The 25,312-nt window shown below is 68.8% G+C and carries 22 protein-coding genes and 2 pseudogenes; 15 read left to right on the top strand and 9 right to left on the bottom strand.

The window, feature by feature from the left end:
- Positions 1 to 247: 247 nt before the first annotated feature.
- Both AC1DSC_RS31445 and AC1DSC_RS31450 read right to left on the bottom strand, forming a co-directional pair.
- A complete protein-coding gene (locus AC1DSC_RS31445; RefSeq protein ID WP_436288103.1) occupies positions 248 to 1,507 on the bottom strand; it encodes a branched-chain amino acid ABC transporter substrate-binding protein in 1,260 nt (419 codons plus the stop codon).
- A 30-nt stretch (positions 1,508 to 1,537) separates the two neighbouring features.
- Complete coding sequence (locus AC1DSC_RS31450; RefSeq protein WP_278874914.1) at positions 1,538 to 2,236, bottom strand: TetR/AcrR family transcriptional regulator; 699 nt, start codon at positions 2,234 to 2,236, stop codon at positions 1,538 to 1,540.
- Positions 2,237 to 2,322: 86 nt separating this feature from the next.
- On the opposite strand from AC1DSC_RS31450, the gene AC1DSC_RS31455 reads away from it, so the two are divergent.
- From AC1DSC_RS31455 to AC1DSC_RS31470, 4 genes are all read left to right on the top strand, one after another.
- Entirely contained in the window at positions 2,323 to 3,936 is a 1,614-nt protein-coding gene (locus tag AC1DSC_RS31455) for an AMP-binding protein (RefSeq protein WP_436288102.1), read from the top strand.
- 11 nt (positions 3,937 to 3,947) lie between these two features.
- On the top strand, positions 3,948 to 7,244 hold the full coding sequence (locus AC1DSC_RS31460; protein WP_436288101.1) for a carboxyl transferase domain-containing protein: 3,297 nt from the start codon (positions 3,948 to 3,950) through the stop codon (positions 7,242 to 7,244).
- A 122-nt stretch (positions 7,245 to 7,366) separates the two neighbouring features.
- The gene (locus AC1DSC_RS31465) at positions 7,367 to 8,635 is read left to right on the top strand and encodes a GDSL-type esterase/lipase family protein (RefSeq protein ID WP_436288100.1); all 1,269 of its coding nucleotides are present in this window, start codon (positions 7,367 to 7,369) and stop codon (positions 8,633 to 8,635) included.
- Positions 8,636 to 8,767: 132 nt separating this feature from the next.
- Positions 8,768 to 9,145 (top strand): YXWGXW repeat-containing protein, encoded by a 378-nt coding sequence (locus AC1DSC_RS31470; RefSeq protein ID WP_015867551.1) that lies wholly within the window; start codon positions 8,768 to 8,770, stop codon positions 9,143 to 9,145.
- 27 nt (positions 9,146 to 9,172) lie between these two features.
- On the opposite strand, the gene purU is transcribed toward AC1DSC_RS31470, so the two are convergent.
- Complete coding sequence (gene purU / locus AC1DSC_RS31475; protein ID WP_015867550.1) at positions 9,173 to 10,030, bottom strand: formyltetrahydrofolate deformylase; 858 nt, start codon at positions 10,028 to 10,030, stop codon at positions 9,173 to 9,175.
- A gap of 67 nt (positions 10,031 to 10,097) precedes the next feature.
- Here purU and aptA point away from each other — a divergent pair, with 67 nt between their 5' ends.
- Entirely contained in the window at positions 10,098 to 11,432 is a 1,335-nt protein-coding gene (gene aptA / locus AC1DSC_RS31480; RefSeq protein ID WP_436288099.1) for an omega-aminotransferase AptA, read from the top strand.
- A 33-nt stretch (positions 11,433 to 11,465) separates the two neighbouring features.
- Here the strand turns inward: aptA and AC1DSC_RS31485 are convergent, their stop codons facing one another.
- Positions 11,466 to 12,236, bottom strand: a complete 771-nt coding sequence (locus AC1DSC_RS31485; RefSeq protein ID WP_436288307.1) for a ChaN family lipoprotein — start codon at positions 12,234 to 12,236, stop codon at positions 11,466 to 11,468.
- A 126-nt stretch (positions 12,237 to 12,362) separates the two neighbouring features.
- Here AC1DSC_RS31485 and AC1DSC_RS31490 point away from each other — a divergent pair, with 126 nt between their 5' ends.
- Positions 12,363 to 13,424 carry an AbrB family transcriptional regulator gene (locus AC1DSC_RS31490; RefSeq protein ID WP_436288098.1) on the top strand — a complete coding sequence of 354 codons (1,062 nt, stop codon included), beginning with the start codon at positions 12,363 to 12,365 and terminating at the stop codon, positions 13,422 to 13,424.
- A gap of 77 nt (positions 13,425 to 13,501) precedes the next feature.
- Here AC1DSC_RS31490 and AC1DSC_RS31495 read toward each other — a convergent pair whose 3' ends face one another.
- Positions 13,502 to 13,813 carry a BTH_I0359 family protein gene (locus tag AC1DSC_RS31495; RefSeq protein WP_124958830.1) on the bottom strand — a complete coding sequence of 104 codons (312 nt, stop codon included), beginning with the start codon at positions 13,811 to 13,813 and terminating at the stop codon, positions 13,502 to 13,504.
- A gap of 87 nt (positions 13,814 to 13,900) precedes the next feature.
- A complete protein-coding gene (locus AC1DSC_RS31500; RefSeq protein ID WP_436288097.1) occupies positions 13,901 to 15,133 on the bottom strand; it encodes a DUF3108 domain-containing protein in 1,233 nt (410 codons plus the stop codon).
- A gap of 134 nt (positions 15,134 to 15,267) precedes the next feature.
- Between AC1DSC_RS31500 and AC1DSC_RS31505 the strand changes: the two genes are divergently transcribed.
- From AC1DSC_RS31505 to AC1DSC_RS31520, 4 genes and pseudogenes are all read left to right on the top strand, one after another.
- Positions 15,268 to 16,335 (top strand): fumarylacetoacetate hydrolase family protein, encoded by a 1,068-nt coding sequence (locus AC1DSC_RS31505; RefSeq protein WP_436288096.1) that lies wholly within the window; start codon positions 15,268 to 15,270, stop codon positions 16,333 to 16,335.
- A 77-nt stretch (positions 16,336 to 16,412) separates the two neighbouring features.
- On the top strand, positions 16,413 to 17,024 hold the full coding sequence (locus tag AC1DSC_RS31510; protein WP_436288095.1) for a DUF6088 family protein: 612 nt from the start codon (positions 16,413 to 16,415) through the stop codon (positions 17,022 to 17,024).
- Between the two features lie 5 nt (positions 17,025 to 17,029).
- Positions 17,030 to 17,587 (top strand): annotated as a pseudogene (locus tag AC1DSC_RS31515) (nucleotidyl transferase AbiEii/AbiGii toxin family protein); the annotation flags it as partial.
- 50 nt (positions 17,588 to 17,637) lie between these two features.
- Positions 17,638 to 17,976 (top strand): annotated as a pseudogene (locus AC1DSC_RS31520) (nucleotidyl transferase AbiEii/AbiGii toxin family protein); the annotation flags it as partial.
- Positions 17,977 to 18,109: 133 nt separating this feature from the next.
- Here the strand turns inward: AC1DSC_RS31520 and AC1DSC_RS31525 are convergent.
- Positions 18,110 to 18,898 carry a helix-turn-helix transcriptional regulator gene (locus AC1DSC_RS31525; protein WP_436288094.1) on the bottom strand — a complete coding sequence of 263 codons (789 nt, stop codon included), beginning with the start codon at positions 18,896 to 18,898 and terminating at the stop codon, positions 18,110 to 18,112.
- Positions 18,899 to 18,983: 85 nt separating this feature from the next.
- Here AC1DSC_RS31525 and AC1DSC_RS31530 point away from each other — a divergent pair, with 85 nt between their 5' ends.
- The 3 genes from AC1DSC_RS31530 to AC1DSC_RS31540 are packed head-to-tail and all read left to right on the top strand — an operon-like array spanning position 18,984 to position 21,967.
- Positions 18,984 to 20,762: an FAD-dependent monooxygenase gene (locus AC1DSC_RS31530; protein ID WP_436288306.1), complete on the top strand. Its 1,779-nt coding sequence runs from the start codon at positions 18,984 to 18,986 to the stop codon at positions 20,760 to 20,762.
- Positions 20,759 to 20,989: a hypothetical protein gene (locus AC1DSC_RS31535; RefSeq protein ID WP_436288093.1), complete on the top strand. Its 231-nt coding sequence runs from the start codon at positions 20,759 to 20,761 to the stop codon at positions 20,987 to 20,989. Before AC1DSC_RS31530 ends, AC1DSC_RS31535 begins: the two co-directional genes overlap by 4 nt.
- Before the next feature lie 3 nt (positions 20,990 to 20,992).
- Positions 20,993 to 21,967: a Bug family tripartite tricarboxylate transporter substrate binding protein gene (locus AC1DSC_RS31540; protein WP_436288092.1), complete on the top strand. Its 975-nt coding sequence runs from the start codon at positions 20,993 to 20,995 to the stop codon at positions 21,965 to 21,967.
- A 31-nt stretch (positions 21,968 to 21,998) separates the two neighbouring features.
- Here the strand turns inward: AC1DSC_RS31540 and AC1DSC_RS31545 are convergent, their stop codons facing one another.
- The gene (locus tag AC1DSC_RS31545) at positions 21,999 to 23,213 is read right to left on the bottom strand and encodes a toxin-antitoxin system YwqK family antitoxin (RefSeq protein WP_018907344.1); all 1,215 of its coding nucleotides are present in this window, start codon (positions 23,211 to 23,213) and stop codon (positions 21,999 to 22,001) included.
- Complete coding sequence (locus AC1DSC_RS31550) at positions 23,210 to 23,623, bottom strand: VOC family protein (RefSeq protein ID WP_015867538.1); 414 nt, start codon at positions 23,621 to 23,623, stop codon at positions 23,210 to 23,212. The genes AC1DSC_RS31545 and AC1DSC_RS31550 overlap by 4 nt, the downstream gene beginning before the upstream one ends.
- A gap of 108 nt (positions 23,624 to 23,731) precedes the next feature.
- Here AC1DSC_RS31550 and AC1DSC_RS31555 point away from each other — a divergent pair, with 108 nt between their 5' ends.
- On the top strand, positions 23,732 to 24,892 hold the full coding sequence (locus AC1DSC_RS31555) for a TraB/GumN family protein (protein ID WP_230537990.1): 1,161 nt from the start codon (positions 23,732 to 23,734) through the stop codon (positions 24,890 to 24,892).
- An 11-nt stretch (positions 24,893 to 24,903) separates the two neighbouring features.
- Entirely contained in the window at positions 24,904 to 25,275 is a 372-nt protein-coding gene (locus tag AC1DSC_RS31560) for a DUF2946 family protein (RefSeq protein WP_015867536.1), read from the top strand.
- Positions 25,276 to 25,312: the final 37 nt, after the last annotated feature.

Genomic DNA, 25,312 nt, shown 5'->3' on the forward strand with positions numbered 1-25,312 from the left:
ACGTGCCAGTGCAACAAGACCGTCGGTAGATGTGCAGTCTGTTCCTCGTTTCGTTGCGCCTCGATCCTCAATGCCTCGCAAGCGATACAGCTTGGTAGAAAAACCAACCCAAACCCGTGCTTGACTGCGCGAGAAGTCCCGGTACAAGGAGGAGGGGGCGTAGCCCCCGGGGGACATTCGCGGAGGGGAGTACCCGGTGATCTGTGCACGCGCCCTGAACAAAGGCTCCGAACAAAGACAGAAGCCCTCAAGGCCGAACCATCTTGCACTCAGACCCCTGCGCCAGCTCGTTGCCCGTATAGACAGCGTCCGTCCGGAAGCCGTAGTTCGTCCCTTCCCAGCCCACCTTCACGCTCTTGCCATCGACCGGCGCAATCGTGTTGACCACCTGCGGCAGCAGCAACTGGTGGTCCTCGGCGCGCATGCGGATCGGCCCCACCACCGAGTCGTAGCTCATGTCCTCGAGCGCACGCGCCACCTTCACCGTGTCGGTCGAGCCGGCCTTGTTGATGGCGGCGGCCAGAAGGCGCGGCGTGAAGTCGATGCGCGGCGCGAGGAAGTCCTTGCCCGTCTTCGCCCTGTAGGCCTTGGCCAGCGCATCGGCGCGCGGCGTGTCGGCCTGCCCCGGATGCCATTCGGCCACCCAGGTCAGCTGCCCGAGTTTGGCCTGCGACACCGCCAGCACCGTGCCCGGCACCGAGCCCGCGCTGTGGTTGAAGTAGCGCAGGTTGTAGCCGGCATCGCCCGCGGCCTTGAGCAGCAGCGTCATGTCCTGGCCCCAGTTGCCGGTGATCACCGAGTCGGCGCCGCTCTGCTTGATGTTCGCGATGTAGGGCGAGAAGTCCTTCACGCGGCCGATCGGATGCAGCGTTTCGCCGACGAACTGCACGTCGGGCCGCGCCAGGCCCACCAGCTGGCGCCCATAGCTCGCCCACTGCTTGCCGTGGGCATAGTCCTGGTTCAGCAGGTAGACCTTCTTCACGTCCGGCGTCTTCTTGATGTAGTTGGCCAGCGCCTTCATCTTCATCGCCGTGTTGGCCTCGGTCTGGAAGTGCCAGAAGCTGCAGTTCTTGCCGGTCATCTCGGGGTCGATCGACGAATGGTTCAGCACGATCAGCTCCTTGCCCGGATTGCGCTGGTTCCAGCGCGCCACCGACTGCACCAGCGCCGACACCACCGAGGAGCCCGAACCACCCGTGACGATGGTCTGGGCGCCCTGGTCGATGGCCGCCTGCAGCGCGCTCTGGCTCTCCTGCGCCGAGAGCTTGCTGTCGAACTGCAGCAGCTGCAGCTTCGTGCCGCCGAGCACGCCGCCCTTGGCGTTGATCTCCTCGATGGCGTACTGCGTGTGCGTCAGCATCAGCTCGCCCACGTTCGCGAACGGCCCCGAGAGCGGGTCGATGTAGGCAATCTTGTAGGTGGGTTGCTGCTGCGCCTGTGCGCCGCCGGCAAGGGCCAGCAGGCAGGCGAGGGCGATCGGCGCCAGTGGCGCGTGCGTGGACTTCATGGTTTGTCTCTCTCGGTTTTTTGGGGAAAGTCAGTCCGGGCTGCGAAGGCCGATCACGCGGCTCGCGAGCTTCGTGAGCTCGGCCGCCACCTCGTCGGGCGAGAGGCGGCCGTTCGGCCGATACCAGCTGTAGAGAAAGCCCGGCAGGCTGCAGGCCGCGAGGGCCGTGATCTTGGTTTCCTCGAAGTCCAGGTCGCCGTCACGGCGCGCTTCTTCGAGCAGCGGACAGAGCAGGTCGTAGAAGTGATGTGCGAGCTTCTTCTGCGCCGCGATGTATTCGGGCCGGTACACCTGCGGCTCGCGGTACGGAAAGAAGGCGCAGGGATGGTGCGCAATGGTCGCGCGGATCAGCCGTTCGATGCCTTCGAGCACCTTCTCGCTCGCGCGGCGCGGATCGCCGGCTGCGAAATCGAGCGCGGTGAAGCAGTCGACCGCGGGGCGCCACGACAGCGTTTCGAAGATCTCCTGCTTGTCGCGGAAGTAGTAGTACACGAAGGGCTTGGTCACGCCCAGCGCGCGCACGATCTGCGCCATGGTGGTGTTGGCATAGCCCTGCGCCGCAAAGAGCTGCGCCGCGGCCTGCAGGATGCGCTCGCGCTGCAGGTCGGTGCCCTGCGTGGCCGCGCGCTGGCGCCCGGTGCCCTGGGGCAGGTGCGGCTGTGCCGTGGCGGCGGCCGAGCTTGCGGCCTTGCCAGAGGGTTTGTGCCGTGTCGCGGAAGTTATACCCATGGGTAGGATTGTTGGTGCACCATGCACCCATTGGCAAGCGCTTGGCTCCTGCAGCCGGCTATCGATAACCCTGAGAAAGTGACGCCATGGAGACATTGCCCGACCGTCCGCAACAGCCCCTGCACGAGTACCTGCGCGCCCATGCGCGCGAGCGCGGCGAACGCCCGGCCTGCCTCTGGTACGGCCACGCCATGACCTGGGCGCAGCTCGACCGCGCGAGCGACGCCTTCGCGGCGCGGCTGCAGGCCATCGGCGTGAAGAAGGGCGAGCCGGTGGTGCTGTTCCTCAACAACTGCCCGCAGTACCTGGTCGCGCATTTCGGCATCCAGAAGATCGGCGCCATCGTCTGCCCGGGCAGCCCGCTCAACAAGGAGCACGAGCTGGCCTACCAGGTCAACGACCTGCAGGCGCGCGTGATCGTCGCCGCCGCGCCGCTGCTGCCGGTGGTGCGCAAGGTGCAGCCGCAGAGCGCGCTCGCGCATGTGTTCGTGGTGCACTACGCCGACCTGCTGCCCGACGAGCCCGTGCCCGACCTTCCCGCCGAACTGCTCGCCGAGCGCAGCGCCCCGCGCAGCGTGCCCGAAGGATGCGAAGACTTCCTGGCCGTGATGCAGGGCGGCGCGGTGCCGCAGCCGGTGGCCATCGACCTCGACGACGTGGCGCTCATGACCTACACCTCCGGCACCACCGGGCTGCCCAAGGGCGCGATGCTGAGCTACGGCAATGCGCTCTTCAAGACCCGCGCGGCGGCCGACTGCAACGGCGTGACCGGCGACGACGTGCTGCTTTCCATTGCGCCGCTCTATCACATCGCCGGCATGCTGATGGGCGTGAACGTGCCGGTGCTCAGCGGCGCGGCCTCGGTGCTGCTGCACCGCTTCGATCCGCGCGCGGTGCTGCAGGCCATTGCGCGCTACAGGGTGAGCTGGTGGTACAGCATCGCGCCGATGAACGTGGCCTGCATGCAGGTGCCCGACATCGCCAGCTTCGACCTCTCGAGCCTGCGGCGCAATCCGGTCACGAGCTTCGGCATCGCCTTCACCGAGCCGCTGGCCGCGCAGTGGCGCGCGCATGCGCCCAACTGCACGTCGTTCGAGGCCGCCTACGGGCTCAGCGAAACCCACACCTGCGACACCTACACGCCGCACCATGCGCCGCGCTGGGGCACGCAGGGCGTTGCGGTGCCGGGCGTGCGCATCCGCATCATTGACCCCGACACGCAAGCCGACCTGCCCGCGGGCGAGGTCGGCGAGATCGTGCTCGCGAGCCCCGGTTCCTTCAAGGGCTACTGGAACAAGCCCGAGGCCACGGCAGCCACGCTGCGCAATGGATGGGTGCACACCGGCGACATGGGCAAGCTCGATGCCGATGGCTACCTGACCTTCATCGGCCGCTTCAAGGAAATGATCAAGGTCTCGGGCTACAGCGTGTTCCCCGAGGAGGTCGAGACCATCCTCATCAAGCATCCCGCGGTGGCCCAGGCCGCGGTCATTGCGCAGCCCGATGCCGAGAAGGGCGAGGTCGTCAAGGCCTTCATCGTGCGCAAGCCCGGCGCGGCGCTCGAGGCCGATGCGCTCATCGCCTGGTCGCGCGACAACATGGCCAGCTACAAGGCCCCGCGCGCCGTGAGCTTCATCGATGCCCTGCCGACCACCGGTGCCGGCAAGGTGCTGCGGCGCCTGCTGAAAGACAAAGCCTGAAAGGTCCTCCCTTGTTCTCCAAAGTCCTGATTGCCAACCGCGGCGAGATCGCGGTGCGCCTGGTGCGTGCGCTGCGCGACCTCGGCATTGCGAGCGTGGCGGTGCATGCGCGCGACGATGCCTCGGCATTGCATGTGCAGCTGGCCGACGTGGCCGTCGCGCTCGATGCGGCCGGGCCCTCGGCCTACCTCGATGTTGCCGCGCTGATCGGCGTAGCAAAGGCGCAGGGCTGCGACGCGGTGCATCCCGGCTACGGCTTCCTGAGCGAACGCGCGGACTTTGCAGAGGCCTGCGCGGAGGCGGGGCTGGTCTTCATCGGCCCCGCGCCCGAGCAGCTGGCGCTGTTCGGCGACAAGGCGCGCGCACGCGCGCTTGCCACGCAATGCGACGTTCCCGTGATGCCCGGCAGCGCCGGCGCCGTGACGCTCGCCCAGGCGCAGGCCTTCTTTGCCGAGCAGCAGGCGCAGGGCGCCGCGGGCGTGATGATCAAGGCCATCGGCGGCGGTGGCGGGCGCGGCATGCGCGCTGTCATGAATGCGGACGAACTCTCCGAAGCGCATGCGCGCTGCATGTCCGAGGCCAAGGCCGCCTTCGGCGTCGAAGGCGTGTACGTGGAGCGCCTGATGCGCAATGCGCGCCATATCGAAATCCAGGTGCTCGGCGACGGCCAGGCCGTGGCCAGCCTCGGCGAGCGCGAGTGCACCCTGCAGCGGCGCTTCCAGAAGCTGGTGGAGATCGCGCCCAGCCCCTCGCTGCCCGATGCGCTGCGCACGTCCATCACGCAGGCCGCGCTTCGCATGGCCCAGGCCGCGGGCTACCGCAGCCTGGGCACCTTCGAATTCCTCGTCGATGCACAGTCGCCCACGCTCCCTTTCGTCTTCATCGAGGCGAACCCGCGGTTGCAGGTCGAGCACACGGTGACGGAGGCCGTGACGGGCCTGGATCTCGTGCAGCTGCAGATGGCTGTGGCAGCCGGCCAGTCCTTGAAGGCGCTCGGCGTGGAAGCCGGCCGCACGGCGGTGCAGCGCGGGTTTGCAGTGCAATGGCGCATCAACGCCGAGACGCTCGATGCCCATGGCAGCGCACGGCCTTCGGGCGGCACGCTCGCGCGCTTCGACCTGCCGAGCGGGCCCGGCGTGCGCGTCGACACGCACGGCTATGCAGGGCTTGCGCCATCGCCGCACTACGACACGCTGCTTGCCAAGCTGATCGTGCATTCGCCGTCGCCGCGTTTTGCCGACGCGCTGCGCCGCTCGCTGCGCGCGCTCGACGAATGCCACATCGACGGCATCGCGACCAATCTTGCATTGCTGCGCGCCATTGCGGCGCGGCCCGAGTTCGCAAGCCAGGCGGTGCACACGCGCTTCGTCGAAGCGCATCTGGGCGACCTGCTGGCTGCCGCGGCATCGCTTGAAAAGCATGCGAAGAAGATCGCCCCCGCCGATGCGCAGGCGGCGGCAATCGAAGACGACGATGCGGACGGCCTGGCGATCAAGGCGCCGATGCCCGCAAAGCTGGTGCAGTTCGAAGTGGCGGTGGGCGATGTGCTGCCTGCCGGTGCGCAGCTCGGCGTGCTCGAGGCCATGAAGATGGAGCACCTGCTGCACGCGCCGGTCGCGGGCCGCGTGGTTGCGCTGCTGGCCGAACCCGGCGACTACCTCGTCGAAGGCCAGTCGCTGGTGCGGCTGGAGCCGGTCGATGCCGAGGCGGCGGCAGCCGAGGCGCGCACCGAACAAGACCTCGATGCGATCCGCCCCGACCTGCAGAAGGTGATCGACCGCCATGCCTTCACGCTCGATGCCAACCGCGGCGCGGCCGTGGCCAAGCGGCATGCGCAGGGCGGGCGCACCGCGCGCGAGAACATCGCCGACCTGTGCGATACCGCCGCCGATGCCGGCAACTTCATCGAATACGGCGCGCTCGCCGTCGCCGCGCAAACGCGCCGCCGCACGCTCGAAGACCTGGTCGCCAACACGCCGGCCGACGGCATGGTGACGGGCCTGGGCAGCATCAACGCGAAGCTGTTCGGCCCCGAGGCCTCGCGCTGCGCGGTGCTGGCCTACGACTACACGGTGCTGGCCGGCACGCAGGGCATGCGCAACCACCACAAGACCGACCGCATGCTGTCGATCGCGCACCAGCTCAGGCTGCCGGTGGTGCTGTTCGCCGAAGGCGGCGGCGGGCGGCCCGGCGACACCGACATGCCGATCGTCGCGGGCCTCAACAACCACACCTTCAGCCGGTTCGCGGCGCTCTCGGGCAAGGTGCCGGTGGTCGGCATCGTGCATGGCCGCTGCTTCGCGGGCAACGCGGCGCTGCTGGGCTGCGCCGACGTGATCATTGCCACGCGCGGCAGCAACATCGGCATGAGCGGCCCCGCGATGATCGAAGGCGGCGGGCTCGGCAGCTTCGCGCCCGAGCAGATCGGGCCGAGCAGCGTGCAGTCGCGCAACGGCGTGATCGACATCCTGGTGGAAGACGAGGCCGCGGCGGTGGCTGCGGCAAAGCAATACCTTTCGTATTTCCAGGGGCCGTTGAGCGACTGGCAATGCGCCGACCCGCGCGCGCTGCGCCACGTGGTGCCCGAGAACCGGCTGCGCGTGTACGACGTGCGCGCCGCGATGCGCGGCGTGGCCGACACGGGCTCGCTGCTCGAGCTGCGAGCGGGCTTCGGCGCGGGCATCGTCACTGCGCTCGCGCGCATCGAGGGCAAGCCGGTGGGGCTGATGGCCAACAACCCGCACCACCTGGGCGGCGCGATCGACGTGGAGGCGGCCGACAAATCGGCGCGCTTCATGCAGCTGTGCAATGCGCACGGCTTGCCGATCGTCTCGCTGTGCGACACGCCGGGCTTCATGGTCGGCCCCGAGATCGAGGCGCAGGCGCAGGTGCGCCATGTCTGCCGCATGTTCATGGTGGCCTCGCACCTGCGCGTGCCCTTCTTTGCGGTGGTGCTGCGCAAGGGCTACGGCCTGGGCGCGCAGGCCATGACGGCCGGCGGCTTCGATGCGCCGGTGTTCACGGTGGCCTGGCCGACCGGCGAATTCGGCGCGATGGGGCTCGAGGGCGCGGTGCGCCTGGGCTATCGCAAGGAGCTGGCGGCGGTGGCCGAGGGCGCCGAGCGCGACGCGCTGTTCAAGACGCTGGTGGCGCAGCAATACGCCAATGGCGAGGCGATCCACATGGCGCAGACGCTCGAGATCGATGCGGTGATCGATCCCGCCGAAACCCGCACCTGGCTGGTGCGCGGACTCGCCTCCTTGGGGCGCTCTGCGCAAACCGCGTCGCCCTATGTAGACACTTGGTAACCATGCATTAGACCTCGTCACATGCAATGGCAAGGCGGCTTCGTAAACTGAAGCGCTTTGCGTGCATGAAACTGGGTTCGCATTGGTTCTTCGCTCTTCGCCGAGGTGCTCTGCGGCATTGGATGGCCGCAGTGGGTTGCCTGCTGTTCGTCGTTGCCGTGGCCGTGCAGGCCGTTCAGCCCGACGCGCGGCCGAAGCAGCCTGCCGAGGCGCACTGGGTGGCCGGATGGGCGGCCGCACCGGTGGATTTCCGCGAACTCAGTGCGAATCCGCTCCTCACGGCTGCGGCACCCCGGCCCGGCGGCGATGCGTTCCGCGGACAGACACTGCGGCAGCAGGTCGAGCCCGCGCTGCGCGGCGAGCGCGTTCGCATCCGCTTCTCGAATCGGTTCGGCAAGACGCCCCTGCGCATCGCCGAGGCCAGCGTGGGGCGGGGCACCGGTGGCGGCGCGGTCTCGCCGGCCACGCTGCGCAAGCTGCGCTTCGGCGGGCGCGCAAGCACGGTCATCGCGCCGGGCGCCGAAGCCTGGAGCGACGGCGCCGACCTGAAGGTCGACGCCGGGCAGGCGGTGGCGGTGAGCGCCTTCTTCGATCGCGCCGTGCCCTTTGCAACCGTTCACCTGCAATCGCCCGGCACCGGCTGGGTGGCGGGCGGCAACGCCGTTGCAGCGCCCAGGCTGCACGATGCCGCGCCCCTGCCGCTGAACCACATCGTGACCGGCCTCGACGTGATGGCGACGCAGCCCGTGCGCACGGTGGTGGCCTTCGGCGACTCGATCACCGCGGGCGGCGGCGAGGCGGGCGACGGCTCGTACCCCGAACTGCTCGCCACGCGCCTGCGCAACAGTCCTGCGGCGGCGCAGGCGGTTTCGGTGCTGAACATGGGCATCGGCGGCAACCGGCTGCTGGTCGACGGCATCGGCCCCAACGGCCTGTCGCGCTTTGCGCGCGATGCGCTCGGGCAGAGCGGCGTGACGCACGTGATGATCCTGCTGGGCACCAACGACATCGGCCGCAGCGTGTTCGTGCTGCCGGGGCGGCCGACGCCGGACCATGAGGTGGCGACGGCCGAGCGCATCACCGACGGTTTGCAGCAGCTGATCAAGCAGGCCCGCGCCAAGGGCGTGAAGGTGCTGATCGGCACCGTGCCGCCGTTCAGGAACACGCCCTACTGGACCGAGGCCACCGAGGCCATGCGCGGCGAGGTCAACCGCTGGATCCGCAGCCGCCAGGACGTGGACGGCATGATCGATTTCGACGCCGTGCTGCGCAACCCGGCCGATCCGACGACGTTGAACCCCGCCTACGACAACGGCGACCACCTGCACCCCAACAAGGCAGGCCACGCCGCCATGGCCGCGGCCGTCGATCTGCGCGAACTGCAGGAGTAGTGGGCGCAGTAAGTGCCTACAAAGGTACTACTTTCGAGGAAACACCTCTACACAAAGTCCCGCCGAGTGCTTACAGGCGCTTCACATGGGTTGGTCAGCATGAAGGCTCCAACCACTCATGAGGGGATCCCCATGAAAAAACTCGCAATGACCCTTTCCGTTGCCGCTGCTTCGCTGTTCTCGGTGGGTGGCGCGCTGATGGTGCCGACCGCCGCCCAGGCGCAGCCCGGGGTGTATGTCGAAGTGCCGCCGCCTCCGCCCCGCCACGAGCGCATTCCGCCGCCGCGCCGCGGCTACGTGTGGGCGCCGGGGCACTATGAATGGCGCGGTGGAAACCATGTGTGGGTCCGGGGCATGTGGGTGCGCGCCCGCCCGGGCTACGCCTACCGTCCGCCGGAATGGCGCGAGCGCGATGGCCGCTGGGAATACCGCCGCGGCTATTGGGACCGCGACCGCGACGGCGTGCCGAACCGCTACGACCGCCGCCCGGACAATCCGAACCGGTATTGACTAGCGGTATGCCTGGACGGGCGCCGCCTACCGGAACACGACCGTGCGGTGCCCGTTCAACAGCACGCGGTGCTCGCTGTGCCACTTCACCGCGCGGGCCAGCACCTGGCTTTCGGTGTCGCGGCCGCGGGCCGTGAGGTCCTCGACCGTGTCGGTGTGGTCGGCGCGCGCCACGTCCTGCTCGATGATCGGGCCTTCGTCGAGGTCGGCCGTCACGTAGTGCGCGGTGGCGCCGATGAGCTTCACGCCGCGGTCGTGCGCCTGGTAGTAGGGTTTGGCGCCCTTGAAGCTGGGCAGGAACGAGTGATGGATGTTGATGGCCCGGCCCGCCAGGCTCTTGCACAGGCCGTTGCTCAGGATCTGCATGTAGCGCGCGAGCACCACGAGCTCGGCGCCCTCGGACTCGATGATCTCCAGCTGTTTTGCTTCGCCCTGCGCCTTGGTGGCGGCCGTCACGGGAATGTGATGGAAGGGCACGTTGTAGCTGGCGGCCAGCTGGTAGAAGTCGCGGTGGTTCGAGATGATGGCGCGCACGTCGATGGCCAGCAGCCCGCTCTTCCAGCGGAACAGCAGGTCGTTCAGGCAGTGGCCTTCCTTGCTGACCAGGATCACGGTCTTCATGGGCTCGGCCGCGGCGTGCAGCTGCAGGCTCATGCCGAAGCCGGCGCCGAAGGTGGCGAGCTGTTCGCGCAGCGCCGCCTCGGGGTGGTCGCTGCAGGCGAAGCGCACGCGCATGAAGAACAGGCCCGTGTCGTGGTCGTTGTACTGGGCGGCTTCCTCGATGTTGCCGCCGCGTTCGAGCAGAAAGCCCGAAACGGCATGCACGATGCCCGTCCGGTCGGGGCAGGAGAGGGTCAGGATGTAAGCGGGCGTTGTGGTCGTCATGAGGGGCACGATTGTCGCAGGGGTGCCAGAATGCCGTTTTTTGGTGCGCGTTAAGCAGGAGCAATCGATGGCTTATCAGGACTTCAACATGGGCAACCAGTGGTTGCCCTTCACTCCCAACCGCCACTTCCAGAAAGACCCTCGCGTTTTCGTGGCCGCCGACGGCATGGAGTTCACCACGCACGACGGCAAGAAGGTGATCGACGGCATCTCGTCGCTCTGGTGCGTGGGCGCGGGCCACAACCGCAAGCCCATCAACGAGGCGATCAAGAAGCAGCTGGACACGCTGGACTACGCCACCGCCTTCCAGGTCAGCAACGACAAGGCCTTCAAGGCGGCCGAGATGATCGCCTCGCTGGCGCCCGGCGACCTCAACAAGGTGCTGTTCTGCAATTCGGGCTCCGAGGCGGCCGATACCTCGATGAAGGTGGCGCTGGCCTACCACCGTGCGCGCGGCGAAGGCCACCGCAACGTGTTCATCGGCCGCGAGAAGGGCTACCACGGCGTGGGCTTCGGCGGCATGTCGGTGGGCGGCATCCCGGGCAACCGCAAGGTGTTCGGCTCGGCCTTCCTGCCGCGCGTGGACCACATGCGCTTCATCCACGACCCGGTGAACCACGCCTACATCCACAACGAGGAGCCGGTGTGGGCCGAAGACCCGCTGGTCGAGCTCGAAACGCGCATCCTGCCGCTGCACGATCCGAGCAACATCGCCGCGATCATCGTCGAGCCGGTGGCCGGTTCGGCCGGCTGGTACCTGCCGCCCAAGGGCTACCTGAAGCGCCTGCGCGAGATCTGCGACAAGCACGGCATCCTCTTGATCTTCGACGAGGTCATCACCGGCTTCGGCCGCATGGGCACCAACTTCGCGTCGGACTATTTCGGTGTGGTGCCCGACATGCTGAACTTTGCCAAGTGCGTGACCAACGGCGTGATTCCGCTGGGCGGCGTGATCTGCCGCGACAAGCTCTACGACGCGATGATGAAGACCGACGCGCCCGAGCACGTGGTCGAGTTCTTCCATGGCTACACCTACTCGGGCCATCCGGTGGCCTGCGCCGCCGCCATTGCCACGCTCGACCTGTTCAAGGAAGAAAACCTGTTCGCGCGCGCCGGCGAAATGGGCAAGGTGCTGGGCGACGCGTTCCACAGCGCCTTCAAGGGCCTGCCGAACGTGGTCAGCATCCGCAGCCTCGGCCTGGCCGCGGCGGTGGAGCTCGCGCCCATCGCGGGCACGCCGGGCAAGCGCGCCTACGACATCTTCCTGGACTGTTTCCACAAGGGCGCGCTGGTGCGGCCCGCGGGCGACGTGCTGGTGATTGCGCCGCCCTACATCGTGGAGAAGCAGCACATCGACACGCTGGTCAACACGCTGGCGGATTCGATCAAGAAGTTCGCCTGAGCCGGCGCGCGGCCTTCAGGGCGAAGGCCGCGGTTATCGAGCGCGCATGTCCGCGCAATAGTCCTTTGGCGGCAGCGGCGCCGTGCGCCAGACAGCGTCGTAAGCGCCCTTGTTTTCGTCCTCGTCCGCCGATTCCTCGGCCTGCAGCCGTACCGACTTGACCGACACGTCGGTCGGCAAGTGCTGCGGCACGCCCAGCACCTTGGTGGCGTGGCCCGCGCCGCTGACCAGCAGCACCGTCTTGCCCGGCTGGCGGGCCTTGACGATGGCCTGCGCCATGGCGCGGTCGCGCCCGACCTGGATGCGCGTCATCGGCACGATCTGGGGCTCGGGCAGCAGCTTGCAGTGGCCTTCGCGCACGGCGTCCTGCTGCGCGGTGTAGGCCTCGCCGTTGAGCTGCACGTCGAGCGAGACGTCGGCCATCGCGTTCTTCATGCGCGAACGCGGCAGGTTGGCGCCGATGACGGGCACGCCGGCGCGCACCGCGGCCATCACCACCGGGCCGTAGCTCTGCCAGGGCCAGGCTTTGTCGTTCCAGGCCAGCGCGTCGCGCACCTGGGCATCGGTGGCCGCGGCGTCGAGGCGAAGGGTGCTGTGGCCTTCCTCGGCCATTTCGAGCAGCAGCGCGGCCAGCTGGCCCCGGCTGGCCAGCGCCTCGACGGTTTCGCGCTCGATCGTGTGGTGCTCCGGGGCGTCGTGCTGCTCGCCGAGGATGAGCGCATCCGCCGGCAGCAGGGCCGCCGCGCGGCGCGCCACCGGCGCATCGGGGCCGCCGAGGAGCGCGGAGCAACCCGCAAGGGCCATGGCAGCGAACAAGGTCAGCAGCAATCGGGAAGCCTGTGCGGAAAAGTGTTGGCATCGCATCGCGCCATACTATGCGCTGGCGCTCGCACGCAGTGCCATCCAATTCCGCTTCTTCCCTTCCTGCCCGTGTCTCTCCGCTTCCTGGTTCGCGTGCTGGCCACGCTGTTGCTCGCGCTCGCCGCGGCCGAAATCTGCCTCGCCCTGCACACGCCCCTGCCGTGGATGATCGGCCCGCTGCTGGCGGTGTCGCTGGCATCGATCGCCGGCGCACCCACGGCCAGCTTCACGCCGCTGCGCAATGCCGGGCAGTGGACCATCGGCACGGTGCTGGGCCTTTATTTCACGCCGCAGGTGGTGGCGCTGGTGGCCGGCGTCTGGTGGGCCATTGCGCTGGCCATCGCCTGGGCCCTGCTGCTCGGCTGGGGGTTCGGGCGCTGGCTGCATGGGCTGCACGCCCGGCGAATGCCGCATGTGCCGGACAGCTCCATGAGAGCCACGACTTACTTCGCTGGCGCCATCGGCGGCGCCTCCGAGATGACACTGCTGGCCGAATCGGCCGGCGCGCGCACCGACCTCGTGGCCGCGGCGCACAGCCTGCGGCTGGTGGTGGTGACCATCGCCATTCCGTTCGCAATGCAGTGGAGCGGCCTGCACGGGCTGGAAGTCAATCCGTCCACGGTGCGCGAAGTGAATGCGGGCGGGCTCCTGCTGCTCGCGCTGGCCACCGCCGCCGGCGGGCTTGCGATGCGGGCGCTGGGCCGCACCAACCCCTGGTTCATGGGGCCGCTGCTGGTGGCGATGGGTTTCACCATCGCCGGCCAGCCGCTGTCGGCCGTGCCCGGCTGGATGTCGAACACCGCGCAGCTCGTGATTGCGGTGAGCCTGGGCGTGCGCTTCAGCCGCGAATTCCTGCACACGGCGCCGCGCTGGCTGGGATCGGTGGCGCTGGGCACCGTCGGCATGCTGGTGCTGTGCGCGGGCGCCGCCTGGCTGCTGGCCTGGGCGACGGGGCTGCATCCCGCCACCATGATCCTGGGCACCTCGCCGGGCGGCATTGCCGAAATGTCGATCACCGCCAAGGTGCTGCAGCTGGGCGTGCCGGTGGTGACGGCGTTCCAGGTCTGCCGGCTGGTGGCGGTGCTGCTGCTCGTGGGGCCGATGTACCGATGGATTTACCAACGGAAATGAGCGGCGGGCGCTGAAAAGGCGCAAAAAAAGCGCCGCTCGGGCGCTTTCTTGTTCGGGCGGGCGGGGAACCCGGGTTTTCAGTGCACCAGCACCGGCGTGTGCGCCAGCTCGGCATAGCCCTCGAGCGTGTCTTCCACTTCTTCCTGCGTGGGCGTGTTGAGCTGCCAGGCGGCGATCTGCTGCTGGAACAGTTCGGCCCAGGAACCGTCGAGGTAGACCTCCTTGCCCGAGCGCTTGTCGACGATCTCGAAGCCGTGGCGTTCCAGCACCGGGACATTGGGCTGGTCCGGTGTGTCGCTTTCGTTCGGCTGCACGTGCACGACGACGAAGGACTCCGAGTCATAGAGCATGTTCATTGCGGGGCCTGTGAGGATGTCGATGGCGTTCATGGGGTTTAGATAGCAATCAACGCGCCAGTTTCAAGAAGGGTTGTCGCATTGCGGTCACAACGGTGTTTCTTTACCTCATTTGTACTATCAGCTGGACGGCCCCGCGGGAAGGGATTCGCGCAACTGCATGTCGGCGAAATCGCCGTTGGGCTGTGTCTGTTTCATCCGCACCGGCAGGTACCCCAGCGCCGGCGCGAGCCAGATCTCGATCTTGTCGTCGAACTCGCGCCGCGGGCTGCGCGTGAGCTTGCGCACCGCATAGTCGCCCGCCGGCACGCTCATCTGCTCCTCGCCCTCGATGTTGAACACCCAGACGCCCGCGTCGCGCGGCCCTGCCGTCTGGATGGAAATGCGGCTGCCGGCCGGGTAGCGGCCCGGATCGCCCGCCAGCATGCCGCCCAGCTGCATCACCACGCTGAGCCGGTCCTGCGCGCCGGGCAGCAGGGGCACGCTGGGCGCGTTGTTGCTGAACATGATCTGGCCCTGGTCGCGCAGGAAGTGCGAGGCGACCTCGCCCTTGCGGCTTTCCGAAAAGCGCGCTGGCTCGATGCCGGTGGGGCCGATCCGGCCGGTGCTGTGCTGGCTGCGGATGGTCCGGAACAGGAATTTGAGCGACAGCCGGGCGTCGTAGCTGCTGCCGTCCTGCAGCCAGACCAGGTCGCCGAAAACGCCCTGCATCGGCGAGGCGCCCTGCTGGCCCGTGACCGCAAAGGCGAGCTTGACCGACCCGGGGATGCGCAGCGCTTCGGGCCCGACGACATTGCCCGCCGCGGCGCTGGCGGCACCCGCCGCCTCGCCGGGCGCGGCGTTTCCGACGCCGGTGTTGGCCGTGCTGCCCGCCCCGCCCAGCACGGCGCCTGCCGGGGCGCTGGCCGCCTGCTCGGGAGGTGATGCTCCTGAATCAATAGCGCTCTGCGCCGTGAGGTCGGGCGTTTGTGCGGGGGGCGCCGGAGGCTGTTCCGAAACCTGGGGTTCCGGCGCCGGCTGCGGCACCGGCTCGGGTGGCGCCGCCGGCCTGGGCCTGGACGGCTCGCGCGGCCGGCGCGGCTTTGCGGGCGGCGGCGGCTTGGCTTGCGCAACGGGCGGTGCGGCGGCCGGCGCGGCCGGTTTTTCCGCGGCCGGCGGCGCGATCACGATGGTGCGGGTGATGAACTTGTTCGCGAGCGGCGAGGGGTCGGGCCCGATGGCCGTGGGCGCGAGGTCCAGCAGCAGCACGTGGGCCAGCGCCACCGCCAGTGTCAGCCCGGCCAGCGCGCGCCATGAGGGGCGTGGGGGCGGGGCGGCGGAGGACGGCAGCTGGGAGGCGACGAGCGTCGGCATGAGGTGGTGGAGTGAGCGCCGGCGCCGAGGTTCACAAGGAGCACCTCGGTACACTGCCGCCCGTTCAACCAGTTTAGTGGGCGCGGCGGCGGCTCTCGTGTTCGCGCCGTGTCCTTCATCACGCATTTGCCATCATGAAACTCGCCACCCTGAAGGACGGCTCGCGCGACGGCCAGCTCGTCGTCGTCTCGCGCGACCTCACGCTCGCCCACTACGCCACCGGCATCGCCAGCCGGCTGCAGCAGGTGCTGGACGACTGGGGCTTCATGAGCCCGCAGCTGCAGGACCTGTACGACGCGGTCAACACCGGCCGCGCACGCCATTCCTTCCCGTTCGACCCCGCCCAGTGCATGGCGCCGCTGCCGCGCGCCTACCAGTGGGCCGACGGCTCGGCCTACCTGAACCACGTCGAGCTGGTGCGCAAGGCGCGCAATGCCGAAGTGCCCGAGAGCTTCTACACCGACCCGCTGATGTACCAGGGCGGCAGCGACGACTTCCTCGGCCCGGTCGACGACGTGGTCGTGCCCAGCGAAGCCATGGGCATCGACTTCGAGGCCGAGATCGCGGTGATCACCGGCGACGTGAAGATGGGCGCCACGCCCGACCAGGCGCTCGACGGCATCCGCCTGGTGATGCTGGCCAACGACGTGAGCCTGCGCAACCTGATCCCTGCCGAGCTGGCCAAGGGCTTCGGCTTCTTCCAGAGCAAGCCCGCCACCGCCTTCAGCCCCGTGGCCGTGACGCTCGACGAGATCGGCGAAGCCTGGCAGCACGGCCGCGTGCACCTCACGCTGCAAAGCAGCTGGAACGGCCGCAAGGTCGGCATGTGCGACGCCGGGCCCGAGATGACCTTCCATTTCGGCCAGCTCATCGCCCACATCGCCAAGACGCGCAACGTGCGCGCCGGCAGCATCGTCGGCAGCGGCACCGTGAGCAACAAGGGCGTGGAAAAGAACGGCCAGATGGACTGGCCCAAGGGCTATTCGTGCATTGCCGAGAAGCGCTGCATCGAAACCATCCAGGGCGGCGAGCCCGTGACCGAATTCATGAAGTTCGGCGACACCATCCGCATCGAGATGAAGGGGCTCGATGGCCGCTCGCTGTTCGGCGCGATCGACCAGGAAATCGTGTCGGCGGCGGGGCGGGCGAAGGTGGCGCCGGTGTCGCTGGTCGATCCGTCATCTGAAGTCTCGGACGATTGAAGCAGCGCGCTTTCTGAGCTGTGAAAAGCTGAATGCCTTGTTTTTGCCACGAATAACTGCTATTTTTCGTGGCAAAAATGGGAAAGCACACCGATTCCGTCGACTCGCTTGTCCTGGCACGGGTGCAATCGCACGAAGCCGGCTGGGTGTTCACGCCCGCGGACTTCATGGACCTGGGCAGCAGGACCGCAGTGGCCACCGCCCTCAAGCGCCACAAGGCCCAAGGGGTGATCCGGCTGCTGGGCCGCGGGCTCTACGACGTGCCGCGCGAGCATCCGGTGCTCGGCCTGCTGTGGCCGTCCATCGAAGCGGTGGGGAAGGCACTCGAGCGCAAGGACGGCCTTCGGCTGCAGCCTTCGGGCGCGTACGCGGCCAATCTGCTCGGCCTGTCGGAGCAGGTGCCGGCCAAGGTGGTGTTCCTCACCGATGGTGCGACGCGCACGGTCAAGGTCGGGCCGACCCAGATCACGCTGAAGCGCACCACGCCCCGCAACATGGCAGCGGCCGGTCGGCTGAGCGGCCTGCTGGTCCAGGCTTTCCGCAGCCTGGGCGCGGCGCACATCACGCCGGAGCGCATCGAGCGTCTGCGCAGGAATCTGCCGGCCGCGCAGCGGGCTGAACTGGTGAAGGATCTGGCCTTGGCGCCGGAATGGATGCGCGCCCATTTCGTCGAACTCGCGAAACCCTGAGCACCATGCCCACGCGCCATCTCGGCCCTGCATTCGCGACGCTCTCGACGGAAGATCGAAGCTTGGCCATTGCCGACGCTGCGGTGCGCACCGGCGTGTCGACAGTCATCCTCGAAAAGGACTTCTGGGTCACTTGGCTGCTGGGGCTGCTCTTCGCATTGCCCGAGGTGGCTGCGCACCTGGTCTTCAAGGGCGGTACGTCGCTCTCGAAGGCCTACGGCGTGATCGATCGATTTTCGGAAGACATCGATCTTTGCCTGGTGCCCGATTTCGTGGGGGCCAATGCGGCCGCCTTCGATGCGCTGGACAGCCGCACGCGCCGCGATGCCGCGGTGCTGGAAATGCAGCAGATGTGTGGCATCAAGACACAGGAAGTCGTGCAGCCGGTGCTGGAAACAGGCATCCGCAAAGCGCTGGGCGAACCGCAAGTTGGCAACGCATGGCTGCGCTATGAAGTGGATGCCGCTGCGCGCTCGCCCGTCATCTACTTTCGCTATCCCACGCAGGAGCACGCCGGTTTTGCCTATATCCAGCGCGAGGTCAAACTCGAACTCGGCACGCTGACCGACCAGCAGCCGACCGGGCGCTACCCGATCCGTCCGCTGGTCGCCGAATCTTTCCAGCGCTCTTCGGCGACTGGCAGTGCGAGGTCACCACGCTCGCGCTGGAGCGCACTTTCTGGGAAAAGGCGACGATCCTGCACTCGGAGTTCCACCGTCCGCCGGACCAGCACATGCCGGATCGTTACGCACGCCACTACTCGGACATGGCGCGTCTGCTGGAGCGCGAAGATGCGGCGCGCCACCTGGCCGATGCGGCGCTGTGCGCGCACGTGGTCGACTGGAAGAGCCGCGTGTTTCCCCGCGCCTGGGCTCGCTATGACCTCGCGCGGGCCGGCAGCTTTCGCCTGATGCCGGCCGAATCGCGGCGCACTGCTTTGGCGCAGGACTACATGGCCATGCAACAGATGTTCATCCGCACGCCGCCGGCTTTCGACCAGATGCTCGACCGTCTTGCCCAGGCCGAAGCACGGCTCAACGCGAGCAAGAAGGCTCCCTGACGGCAAGCGCAATGCCAGGTGGGCGCTACAGGGCTTTTTCCGGTGCCCGCAGCAGCAACTCCTTCTGACTGCGTATCCCCAGCCGCCGGAACGCCCGGTACTGGTGGGTGCGCACCGTCGTCAGTTCGATGCCGATCTCGCGCGCCGCTTCCTTGGCCGTGCGGCCGGCCATCAGGTGGCCGATGACTTCGCGCTCGCGCAAGCTCAGGGTCAGGAGGCGCGAGGCGAGGGTGGGCGCCACGGCTTCCTGGGCGGCCATGGCGCTGCGGCCGTGGGCCAGGGTGGCGTCGGCCAGCAGCGTGGCGTGGCGCTCGATGGCCGCGAAGTCGGCGGCGCCGAATTCGGGCTGCGCGAGGCTCCGGTAGAAGCTCACGGCCACGCGCTGGCCGGTGGGCGTCAGGCGCAGCACCGACGCGCGCTCGCGGATGCCCACGTCGCCGTAGCAGGCCGCGCGGTAGGCCGGGTCGGCCACCTCGTCGGCGCGCTGGTGGCCCAGCCAGAGCTGCGCGCGCCGGGGCAGCTTGCGCGCCGCCAGCCAGGTCATGTTGGGATCGAGCAGGTCGAAGCGCTGCGCCACGTAGCGCTCGGCCGTGCGTTCGGCCGTGGTGCCGTAGCTGCTGGCAGCCGACACCGCCTCGATGCGGCCGGTGGCGTCGACCGCGAACACGGTGCAGAAGGTGACGGGCATCACGCGGTGCATCGCCGCGAGGCAGTTGGCTGCCAGGTGCGGCGTGCCGATGCCCGCGAGCACGTCGCTGGCGAGGGCGGCGGACAGCGTGGTGTCCGCGGCGGACTGGATGCGCCAGCGTCTCATGAGGGAGCAGATAGGGCAGGGTAATTACTTCGTACGAAGTTATGACAATGGCCGGCGCCGCACATCGGGACAATCCCGCTGCATGATGACGAACCCCACCGTTGCCGCCGCCGGCGCACGGGCCGCCGATGCCGCCAGCGGCCCGGTGCCGCCGCCGGCCAGCGCCACCGAACTGCCGCCCTCCGTCGGCGCCTTTCACTACACGCGCTACCAAGCGCGAACGCCGGCACTCGGGCACGGCGGCGTGGAGCCCGGCCACCATCCCGTGGTGATTGCGGGCGGCGGGCCGGTCGGCATGGCGCTGGCGCTGGGGCTCGCGAACCAGGGTGTGCGCAGCGTGGTGCTCGAGGCCGACGACACGGTGTGCGTGGGCAGCCGCGCGGCCTGCATCTCGCGCCGCAGCCTGGAGATCATGGCGCGGCTCGATGTGCTGCCGGCCTTCATGGCCAAGGGCCTGCCGTGGACCGGCGGGCGCAGCTTCTACAAGACGGCCGAGGTGTTCCGCTTCGAGATGCCGCACGACGAGCGCCAGAAGCTGCCGCCGATGATCAACCTCGAGCAGTACTACATCGAGCAGTACCTGCTGGACGAGATCCTTCGCCGCAACGAAGCGACGCCGGGGCTCGTCGACATCCGCTGGGGCACCGAACTCACCGGCCTCGCGCAGGACGAAGACGGCGTGACCTTGGACGTGCGCAACCCCGAAGGCGCCTACCGGCTGCGCGGCCAGTGGCTTGCCGCCTGCGACGGCGGCCAGAGCTTCGTGCGCAAGGCGCTGGGGCTCGCGCTCGAGGGCACGGGCTACGAAGGCCGCTACGTGATCATCGACATCGAGCTGCACAGCACGCACCCGACCGAGCGCCGCGCCTGGTTCGACCCGCCGTGGAACCCGGGCTCGACCGTGCTGATGCACCGCCAGCCCGACGACATCTGGCGCATCGACTACCAGCTGCGCGCAGGCCAGAGCACCGAGGACGCGCTGAAGCCGGCGGCGGTGGCCGAATTCGTGCAGCGCCACCTGGACGCGATCGGCGAAGGCCACCTGCCGTGGAAGACGGTCTGGACCTCGGTCTACCGCGCCGGTGCGATGACGCTCGACAGCTACCGCCACGGCCGCGTGCTGTTCGCGGGCAATGCCGCGCATGCGATGCCGATCTTCGGCGTGCGCGGCCTCAACTCGGGCTTCGACGATGCGGACAACCTGGCCTGGAAGCTGGCCTTCGTGGCGCGCGGGCTTTCGGATGCGTCGCTGCTCGACTCGTACTCGCAGGAGCGCATCGCGGCCTTTCACGTCAATGCCGAGAACGCCATGCGCAGCACCGAGTTCATGTCGCCGCCGTCGCGCGGCTTCGACCTGTTGCGCGAGGCCGCGCTTTCGCTGTCGCAGGTGCACCGTGGCATTGCGCAGCTGATCAACCCGCGCCAGACGCAGGCCGTGCGCTATGCGGATTCGGCGCTGTCGAGCGAAGGCGATGCGCTGCCTGCGGGCCCGCTGCCCGGCGAAGTCATGGCCGAGCAGCAGCTCGAGCAAGGCCACCTGACCGGCTGGATCGGCCCGGTCTTCACGCTGCTGGTGCTCCAGCCGGACGCCGATGCCATGCCGCTGCCGGACGATGAAGTGGCACAGGCGCTTGGCGGCGCGCTGCCGTTCGCGGTGCGCACCATTGCCGGCCCGGGCATTGCAGGCGCCGACGCGCACGCCGGCCCCGACGTGTTCGAGGCGCTGGGCGCGCGCGATGGCGCCGTCTTTCTGCTGCGCCCCGACGGCCATGTGGCCGCGCGCTGGCGGCGCTTGCCGGGCGGCGCATTGCAGGCCGCATTGGCCCGCGCTGCAGCCGCCACTTCCACGGAGATTGCCGAATGACCACACCGCTTCCATCCGATGCGCGCGACCGGCTCTACGCCGAATGCGCACGTGCCATCACCGAGGCCGGTCTCGAGCGCGAGTCGCTGTTTCTCGCTCGCCTCGCGCTGCTGCTGTTCGAGCAGGTCGGCGACGAGGCGCGCTGCCGCGCCGCGCTGGCCGACGCACTGCACGCGCTGCCCGTACCATCGCTGTCCGCAACCGAACCACTACAAAAAGGAGACTGATCCATGGATCGCCGCACCCTTCTCGCCACGCTCGCCTCCGGCGCCGCCGTGGCCGCCGCGCCCTTTGCCCGCGCGCAGGACTACCCCGCGCAACTCATCAAGTGGGTGGTGCCCTATCCGGCCGGCGGCGGCACCGACGTGATCGCACGCGTGCTGGCCGAGGCCATGCGCCAGACGCTGGGCCAGCAGATCGTGGTCGACAACCGCCCCGGCGCCTCGACCAACATCGGCGCCGACCTCGTCGCCAAGAGCAAGCCCGACGGCTACACCATCCTCTCGGCGGACAACGCCGTGCTGGCCTTCAACGAGCACCTGTTCAGCAAGCTGCCGTTCAATCCGGAAAAGGACTTCACCTACATCGGCGCGATCGGCAAGTTCCCGCTCGCGCTGGTGGTGCATCCCGACTTTCCGGCCAAGAACTTCAAGGAGTTCCTGGCCTACGTGAAGGCCAATCCGGGCAAGGTCAACTACGCCTCGCCGGGCAATGGCTCGCCGCACCACCTGGCCATGGAAATGTTCAAGGCCCGCACCGGCACCTTCATCACCCACATTCCCTACCGCGGCGCGGCGCCCGCCATGGCCGACGTGATGGGCGGCCAGGTGCCGTGCATGTTCCTCGACCTGGCCTCGGGCCTGCCGATCATGCAGGGCAACAAGGTGCGCGTGCTGGCCATCGGCTCGGGCGCGCGCAGCAAGACGCTGCCCAACGTGCCGACGCTGGCCGAAGTGGGCGTGCCCAACACCGAAGTGTTCGCGTTCCAGGGCATCCTCGGCCCGGCGGGGCTGCCGCCCGCGGTGGTCGCAAGGCTCAACAGCGAGCTGAACCGCGCGTTCGGCACGCCGGCCGTGCAGAAGCGCTTCGACGATTTCGGCATGGAAGCCATGCCGGGCACACCGGCGCAGTTCGCGGCGCTGTCGCGCGCCGAGTCGAAACGCTGGGGCCCGATCATCAAGCAGGCCGGCATCAAGCTGGATTGATGAAGCCCGCGCGGCCCCGGGGTGGGCCGTGCTACTGCGTGTAGGCCTTGCGCGAGCCGTCCTCGAGCACGTGCTCGTCGTGCTGCAGTTCGCCGTTCTCGTCCCAGCTGCGCTCGCGCGTCACGCGGCCCTTGGCATCGAAGCTCGATTCCGCCAGCAGGTTGCCCTTTTCGCTGAAGCGCCGGTGCGTGCCCACCGGCACCTGGCGCCCGCGGCCCGCCACCAGGTAGCGGCCGTGGGCGGCGCGCTGGCCGCTCTCGTAGAACTCGGTAATCTCGACCGTGCGCGCATTGCCGCTTCCGCGGTAGACCGACTTGCTGCGCGGCCGGCCATTGAGGTGGTAGCTGTCGTCGCCGATCGGTTCGCCCGCCGGGTTCCATCGCTGGTCACGGATCAGCGTTCCCTTTTCGGAGAACTCCTGCTCGCGTTGCCGCACCGCGCTGCGCTCGACCAGCAGCCACACCGTTTCGCGGCGCTTCACGCCTTCGGATGAAAACTGGCGCTCGGTGCGCTGGCTGCCGACGATCTCGTCCTGCACGGAAGGCTTGCCGTTGTCGTAGAAGCTCTGCGAACGCACCCGCTTGCCCGACAGGTACGACAGCCGCGAGCGCAGGATGCCGCCCGCATCGAACAGCTCGACCTGCGACGGCCCGCTGATGAACCCGCACAGCCGGGCGTCGTCGACGGCCGGCGCCAGCATGGGCGTTTCGCCGCAGCGCAGCGCCGACATCTGGCCGCGTTCGGTGAACTCGACGAAGGCGCGGTCGGTGCCGACGGCTGGATAGAAGGTGACGCGGCGCAGCTGCCCGCCCGGGTAGAAGCTGCGCACCAGGCCCTGCTCCTGTCCGTCGTCGTAGACCGCCTCGCGCACGACCTGCCCGTTGGGCGCGAACTCGCGGGCGAGGCCGTGGATGTGGCCCTTGGCGTTGAGCGTGTGCTCCCTGGCCAGCTTGCCTTTTTCATAGAAGCGCGCCAGGCCCATGAAGACGCCGTTCTGGATCTGCTGCTCGCGCTGGAGTTCGCCGGTTTCGCGCTCCTTGCAGCGCATCAGCCCCGTCTTGCCCGCGGTGCTGCTGCCGTCGGACGGATCGGCCTTGCGGTCGTTGAGCTCGCAATCGATGGCCGCGTGGGCGGTGCCCGCCGCAAAAAGAAGCCACAGTACCGCCGCCGCGGCGCGCAATGCGGCTGCGCCGGCGCCCGCAGAGGCTGCGAGCCAGCCCGGGGCGGCTCGGGGCGGAGGGTTCATTTGTCGTAGAGCGCTGCCAGGGAACGAAAGCCCTTGACCTCGATCGGATTGCCGAACGGGTCGCAGAAGAACATGGTCCACTGCTCGCCCGGCTGGCCCTCGAAGCGCACCTGGGGCTCGAGCACGAACTCGATCTCGGCGGCCTTCAGCCGCTTCGCGAGCGCCTGCCAGTCGGGCAGCGCGAGCACGATGCCGAAGTGCGGCATCGGCACCATCGCGTCGCCGACACGGCCGGTGCGCGTGGTGGCGAAGGGTTCGCCCAGGTGCAGCGAGATCTGGTGGCCGAAGAAGTCGAAATCGACCCACGTGCCGGTGCTGCGGCCCTCGGCGCAGCCCAGAACCTGGCCATAGAAGCGGCGGGCCGCGTCGAGATCGCGGACGTGGAAGGCAAGATGGAAGATGCTCTGCATGTTCCGGATTATGGGCAGCGGTGCTGTGAGAATGCCGGACTTTCTTTCATCGTGGAGCAAGCCTTGCGGATACTCCGGATCCTGGTTGCGCCGAGGCGCGACACCCTTTTGAAGACGAAGACGCCCGCGCGTGCGTCCCTGCTTTCGCGCCTGCCGCGCCTTGCGCTGGCCGGCGCCTGCTGCGTCTTCGCGCTGGCGGCGCAGGCCGCCTGCCCGCCGTCTGCCATTGCCAGCCTCGGAAAGCCCGGCGCGGCCGTCGGCCAGTGGAACGCGGCCGACCGCGGCCTGCTGTGGCGCGCCGAGCGAGACGGGCGCACTTCCTGGCTCTACGGGACCATTCATCTCGGGCGCGCCGAGTGGGTGCGGCCCGGGCCCACCGTGCAGAAGGCGCTGGAGCAAAGCGACGCGCTGGCACTGGAACTCGACGTGCGCGACCCGGTCGCGATGCAGCCCCTGACGCAGCAGGCCGATCCGGCCGTGGTCGCGCGGCTGCTCAGTGGCGAGCGCGCACAGCGGCTGGCGCGCCAGAACGAGGCCGCCTGCGTGCCGCCCGGCCAGGCCACGGGGCTGCAGCCCATCCTGCAGGTCATGGCCCTGACCGGCCTGGTGGCGCGCGCCGACGGCCTGTACCCCGAGTTCGGCGCCGACGAGGCGCTGGCCGTCTCCGCACGCAACAACAACAAGCCGGTGTTCGCGCTCGAAAGCGCGGCCGCGCAATTGAAGATGCTGACCGGCGACTCCGAGGCCGAGGAGGCCGAGCAGATCGACGCCGCCCTGAGCGAACTGGAATCGGGCCAGTTGCGCGCGCAGATGAAGGAGTTGGCCGACATCTGGGCACGCGGCGACGCGGACAAGCTCGGCCGCTACCCCGAGTGGTGCAACTGCCTCAACACGCCCGCCGAGCAGCGGCTCATGAAGCGCCTGCTGGACGACCGCAACCCGGGCCTGGCCGACGGCATCGAGCGCATGCACGCGGGCGGCAAGCGCGTGTTTGCTGCCGTGGGCGCGCTGCACATGGTCGGTCCGCAGGGGCTGCCGGCGCTGCTGGCGGCGCGCGGCTTCAAGGTGGAGGCGGTCCCGCTGGTGGCGCAGCCGCCCGCCGCGGTGCCGACCGCACCCGCGCCCAAGGCGAGCGCCCGCGGCGCGCAAGGGGCCAGGAGCAATCGCGGCGCCAAGGCTTCCGGCGCCAAGGCCTCGGGCACCCGGAGTTCGGGCAATGCCAAGTCCGCCCAGCGCGCACCGGCACCAAAGAACAAACAGCGCCGATAATCGCCAACGCCATGCACCTGCTGCGAAACCACCCCCGCTTCCTCGGCCTCGTCGGCCGCTGGGTGCTGCTGTGGTTCGCGCTCTCGATCGGCGCGGCGGTGGCCTCGCCGATCGTGCATCCGCAGGCCGTCGAACTGGTGTGCTCGAGCGCCGGTTCGATCAAGGCGGTGGTCCACACCGAAGACGGCGTGCAGGAGATGGGCGCCTCGCACATGGACTGCCCGCTGTGCGTGCTGACCGGCGCGCCGCCGCCGTCGCCGTCCGCTGCCGCTTTCGACCTTCCGCTGCCGCTCGGCCGCGTGGTCCAGTCCATTCCCGCCGCGCGCTTGGCCGCGGCCACCGCCGCGCCGCTGCCGGCGCGCGGGCCTCCCGCCTTCTCCTGAAGCTGTCAAAACCGTAGCTGCGTGCGCCCGATCGACG

The sequence above is a fragment of the Variovorax sp. 01N425 genome (assembly GCF_056399465.1).

What these genes read in the sequence shown, in the direction of transcription:
- aptA (WP_436288099.1), top strand. Translation starts at nt 10,098, where the DNA reads ATGGCTTATCAGGACTTCAACATGGGCAACCAGTGGTTGCCCTTCACT.
- AC1DSC_RS31445 (WP_436288103.1), bottom strand. Translation starts at nt 1,507, where the DNA reads ATGAAGTCCACGCACGCGCCACTGGCGCCGATCGCCCTCGCCTGCCTG.
- AC1DSC_RS31535 (WP_436288093.1), top strand. Translation starts at nt 20,759, where the DNA reads ATGACCACACCGCTTCCATCCGATGCGCGCGACCGGCTCTACGCCGAA.
- AC1DSC_RS31540 (WP_436288092.1), top strand. Translation starts at nt 20,993, where the DNA reads ATGGATCGCCGCACCCTTCTCGCCACGCTCGCCTCCGGCGCCGCCGTG.
- AC1DSC_RS31485 (WP_436288307.1), bottom strand. Translation starts at nt 12,236, where the DNA reads ATGGCCCTTGCGGGTTGCTCCGCGCTCCTCGGCGGCCCCGATGCGCCG.
- AC1DSC_RS31450 (WP_278874914.1), bottom strand. Translation starts at nt 2,236, where the DNA reads ATGGGTATAACTTCCGCGACACGGCACAAACCCTCTGGCAAGGCCGCA.
- AC1DSC_RS31510 (WP_436288095.1), top strand. Translation starts at nt 16,413, where the DNA reads ATGGGAAAGCACACCGATTCCGTCGACTCGCTTGTCCTGGCACGGGTG.
- AC1DSC_RS31455 (WP_436288102.1), top strand. Translation starts at nt 2,323, where the DNA reads ATGGAGACATTGCCCGACCGTCCGCAACAGCCCCTGCACGAGTACCTG.
- AC1DSC_RS31505 (WP_436288096.1), top strand. Translation starts at nt 15,268, where the DNA reads ATGAAACTCGCCACCCTGAAGGACGGCTCGCGCGACGGCCAGCTCGTC.
- AC1DSC_RS31545 (WP_018907344.1), bottom strand. Translation starts at nt 23,213, where the DNA reads ATGAACCCTCCGCCCCGAGCCGCCCCGGGCTGGCTCGCAGCCTCTGCG.
- purU (WP_015867550.1), bottom strand. Translation starts at nt 10,030, where the DNA reads ATGACGACCACAACGCCCGCTTACATCCTGACCCTCTCCTGCCCCGAC.
- AC1DSC_RS31550 (WP_015867538.1), bottom strand. Translation starts at nt 23,623, where the DNA reads ATGCAGAGCATCTTCCATCTTGCCTTCCACGTCCGCGATCTCGACGCG.
- AC1DSC_RS31560 (WP_015867536.1), top strand. Translation starts at nt 24,904, where the DNA reads ATGCACCTGCTGCGAAACCACCCCCGCTTCCTCGGCCTCGTCGGCCGC.
- AC1DSC_RS31525 (WP_436288094.1), bottom strand. Translation starts at nt 18,898, where the DNA reads ATGAGACGCTGGCGCATCCAGTCCGCCGCGGACACCACGCTGTCCGCC.
- AC1DSC_RS31465 (WP_436288100.1), top strand. Translation starts at nt 7,367, where the DNA reads ATGGCCGCAGTGGGTTGCCTGCTGTTCGTCGTTGCCGTGGCCGTGCAG.
- AC1DSC_RS31530 (WP_436288306.1), top strand. Translation starts at nt 18,984, where the DNA reads ATGACGAACCCCACCGTTGCCGCCGCCGGCGCACGGGCCGCCGATGCC.
- AC1DSC_RS31495 (WP_124958830.1), bottom strand. Translation starts at nt 13,813, where the DNA reads ATGAACGCCATCGACATCCTCACAGGCCCCGCAATGAACATGCTCTAT.
- AC1DSC_RS31500 (WP_436288097.1), bottom strand. Translation starts at nt 15,133, where the DNA reads ATGCCGACGCTCGTCGCCTCCCAGCTGCCGTCCTCCGCCGCCCCGCCC.
- AC1DSC_RS31470 (WP_015867551.1), top strand. Translation starts at nt 8,768, where the DNA reads ATGAAAAAACTCGCAATGACCCTTTCCGTTGCCGCTGCTTCGCTGTTC.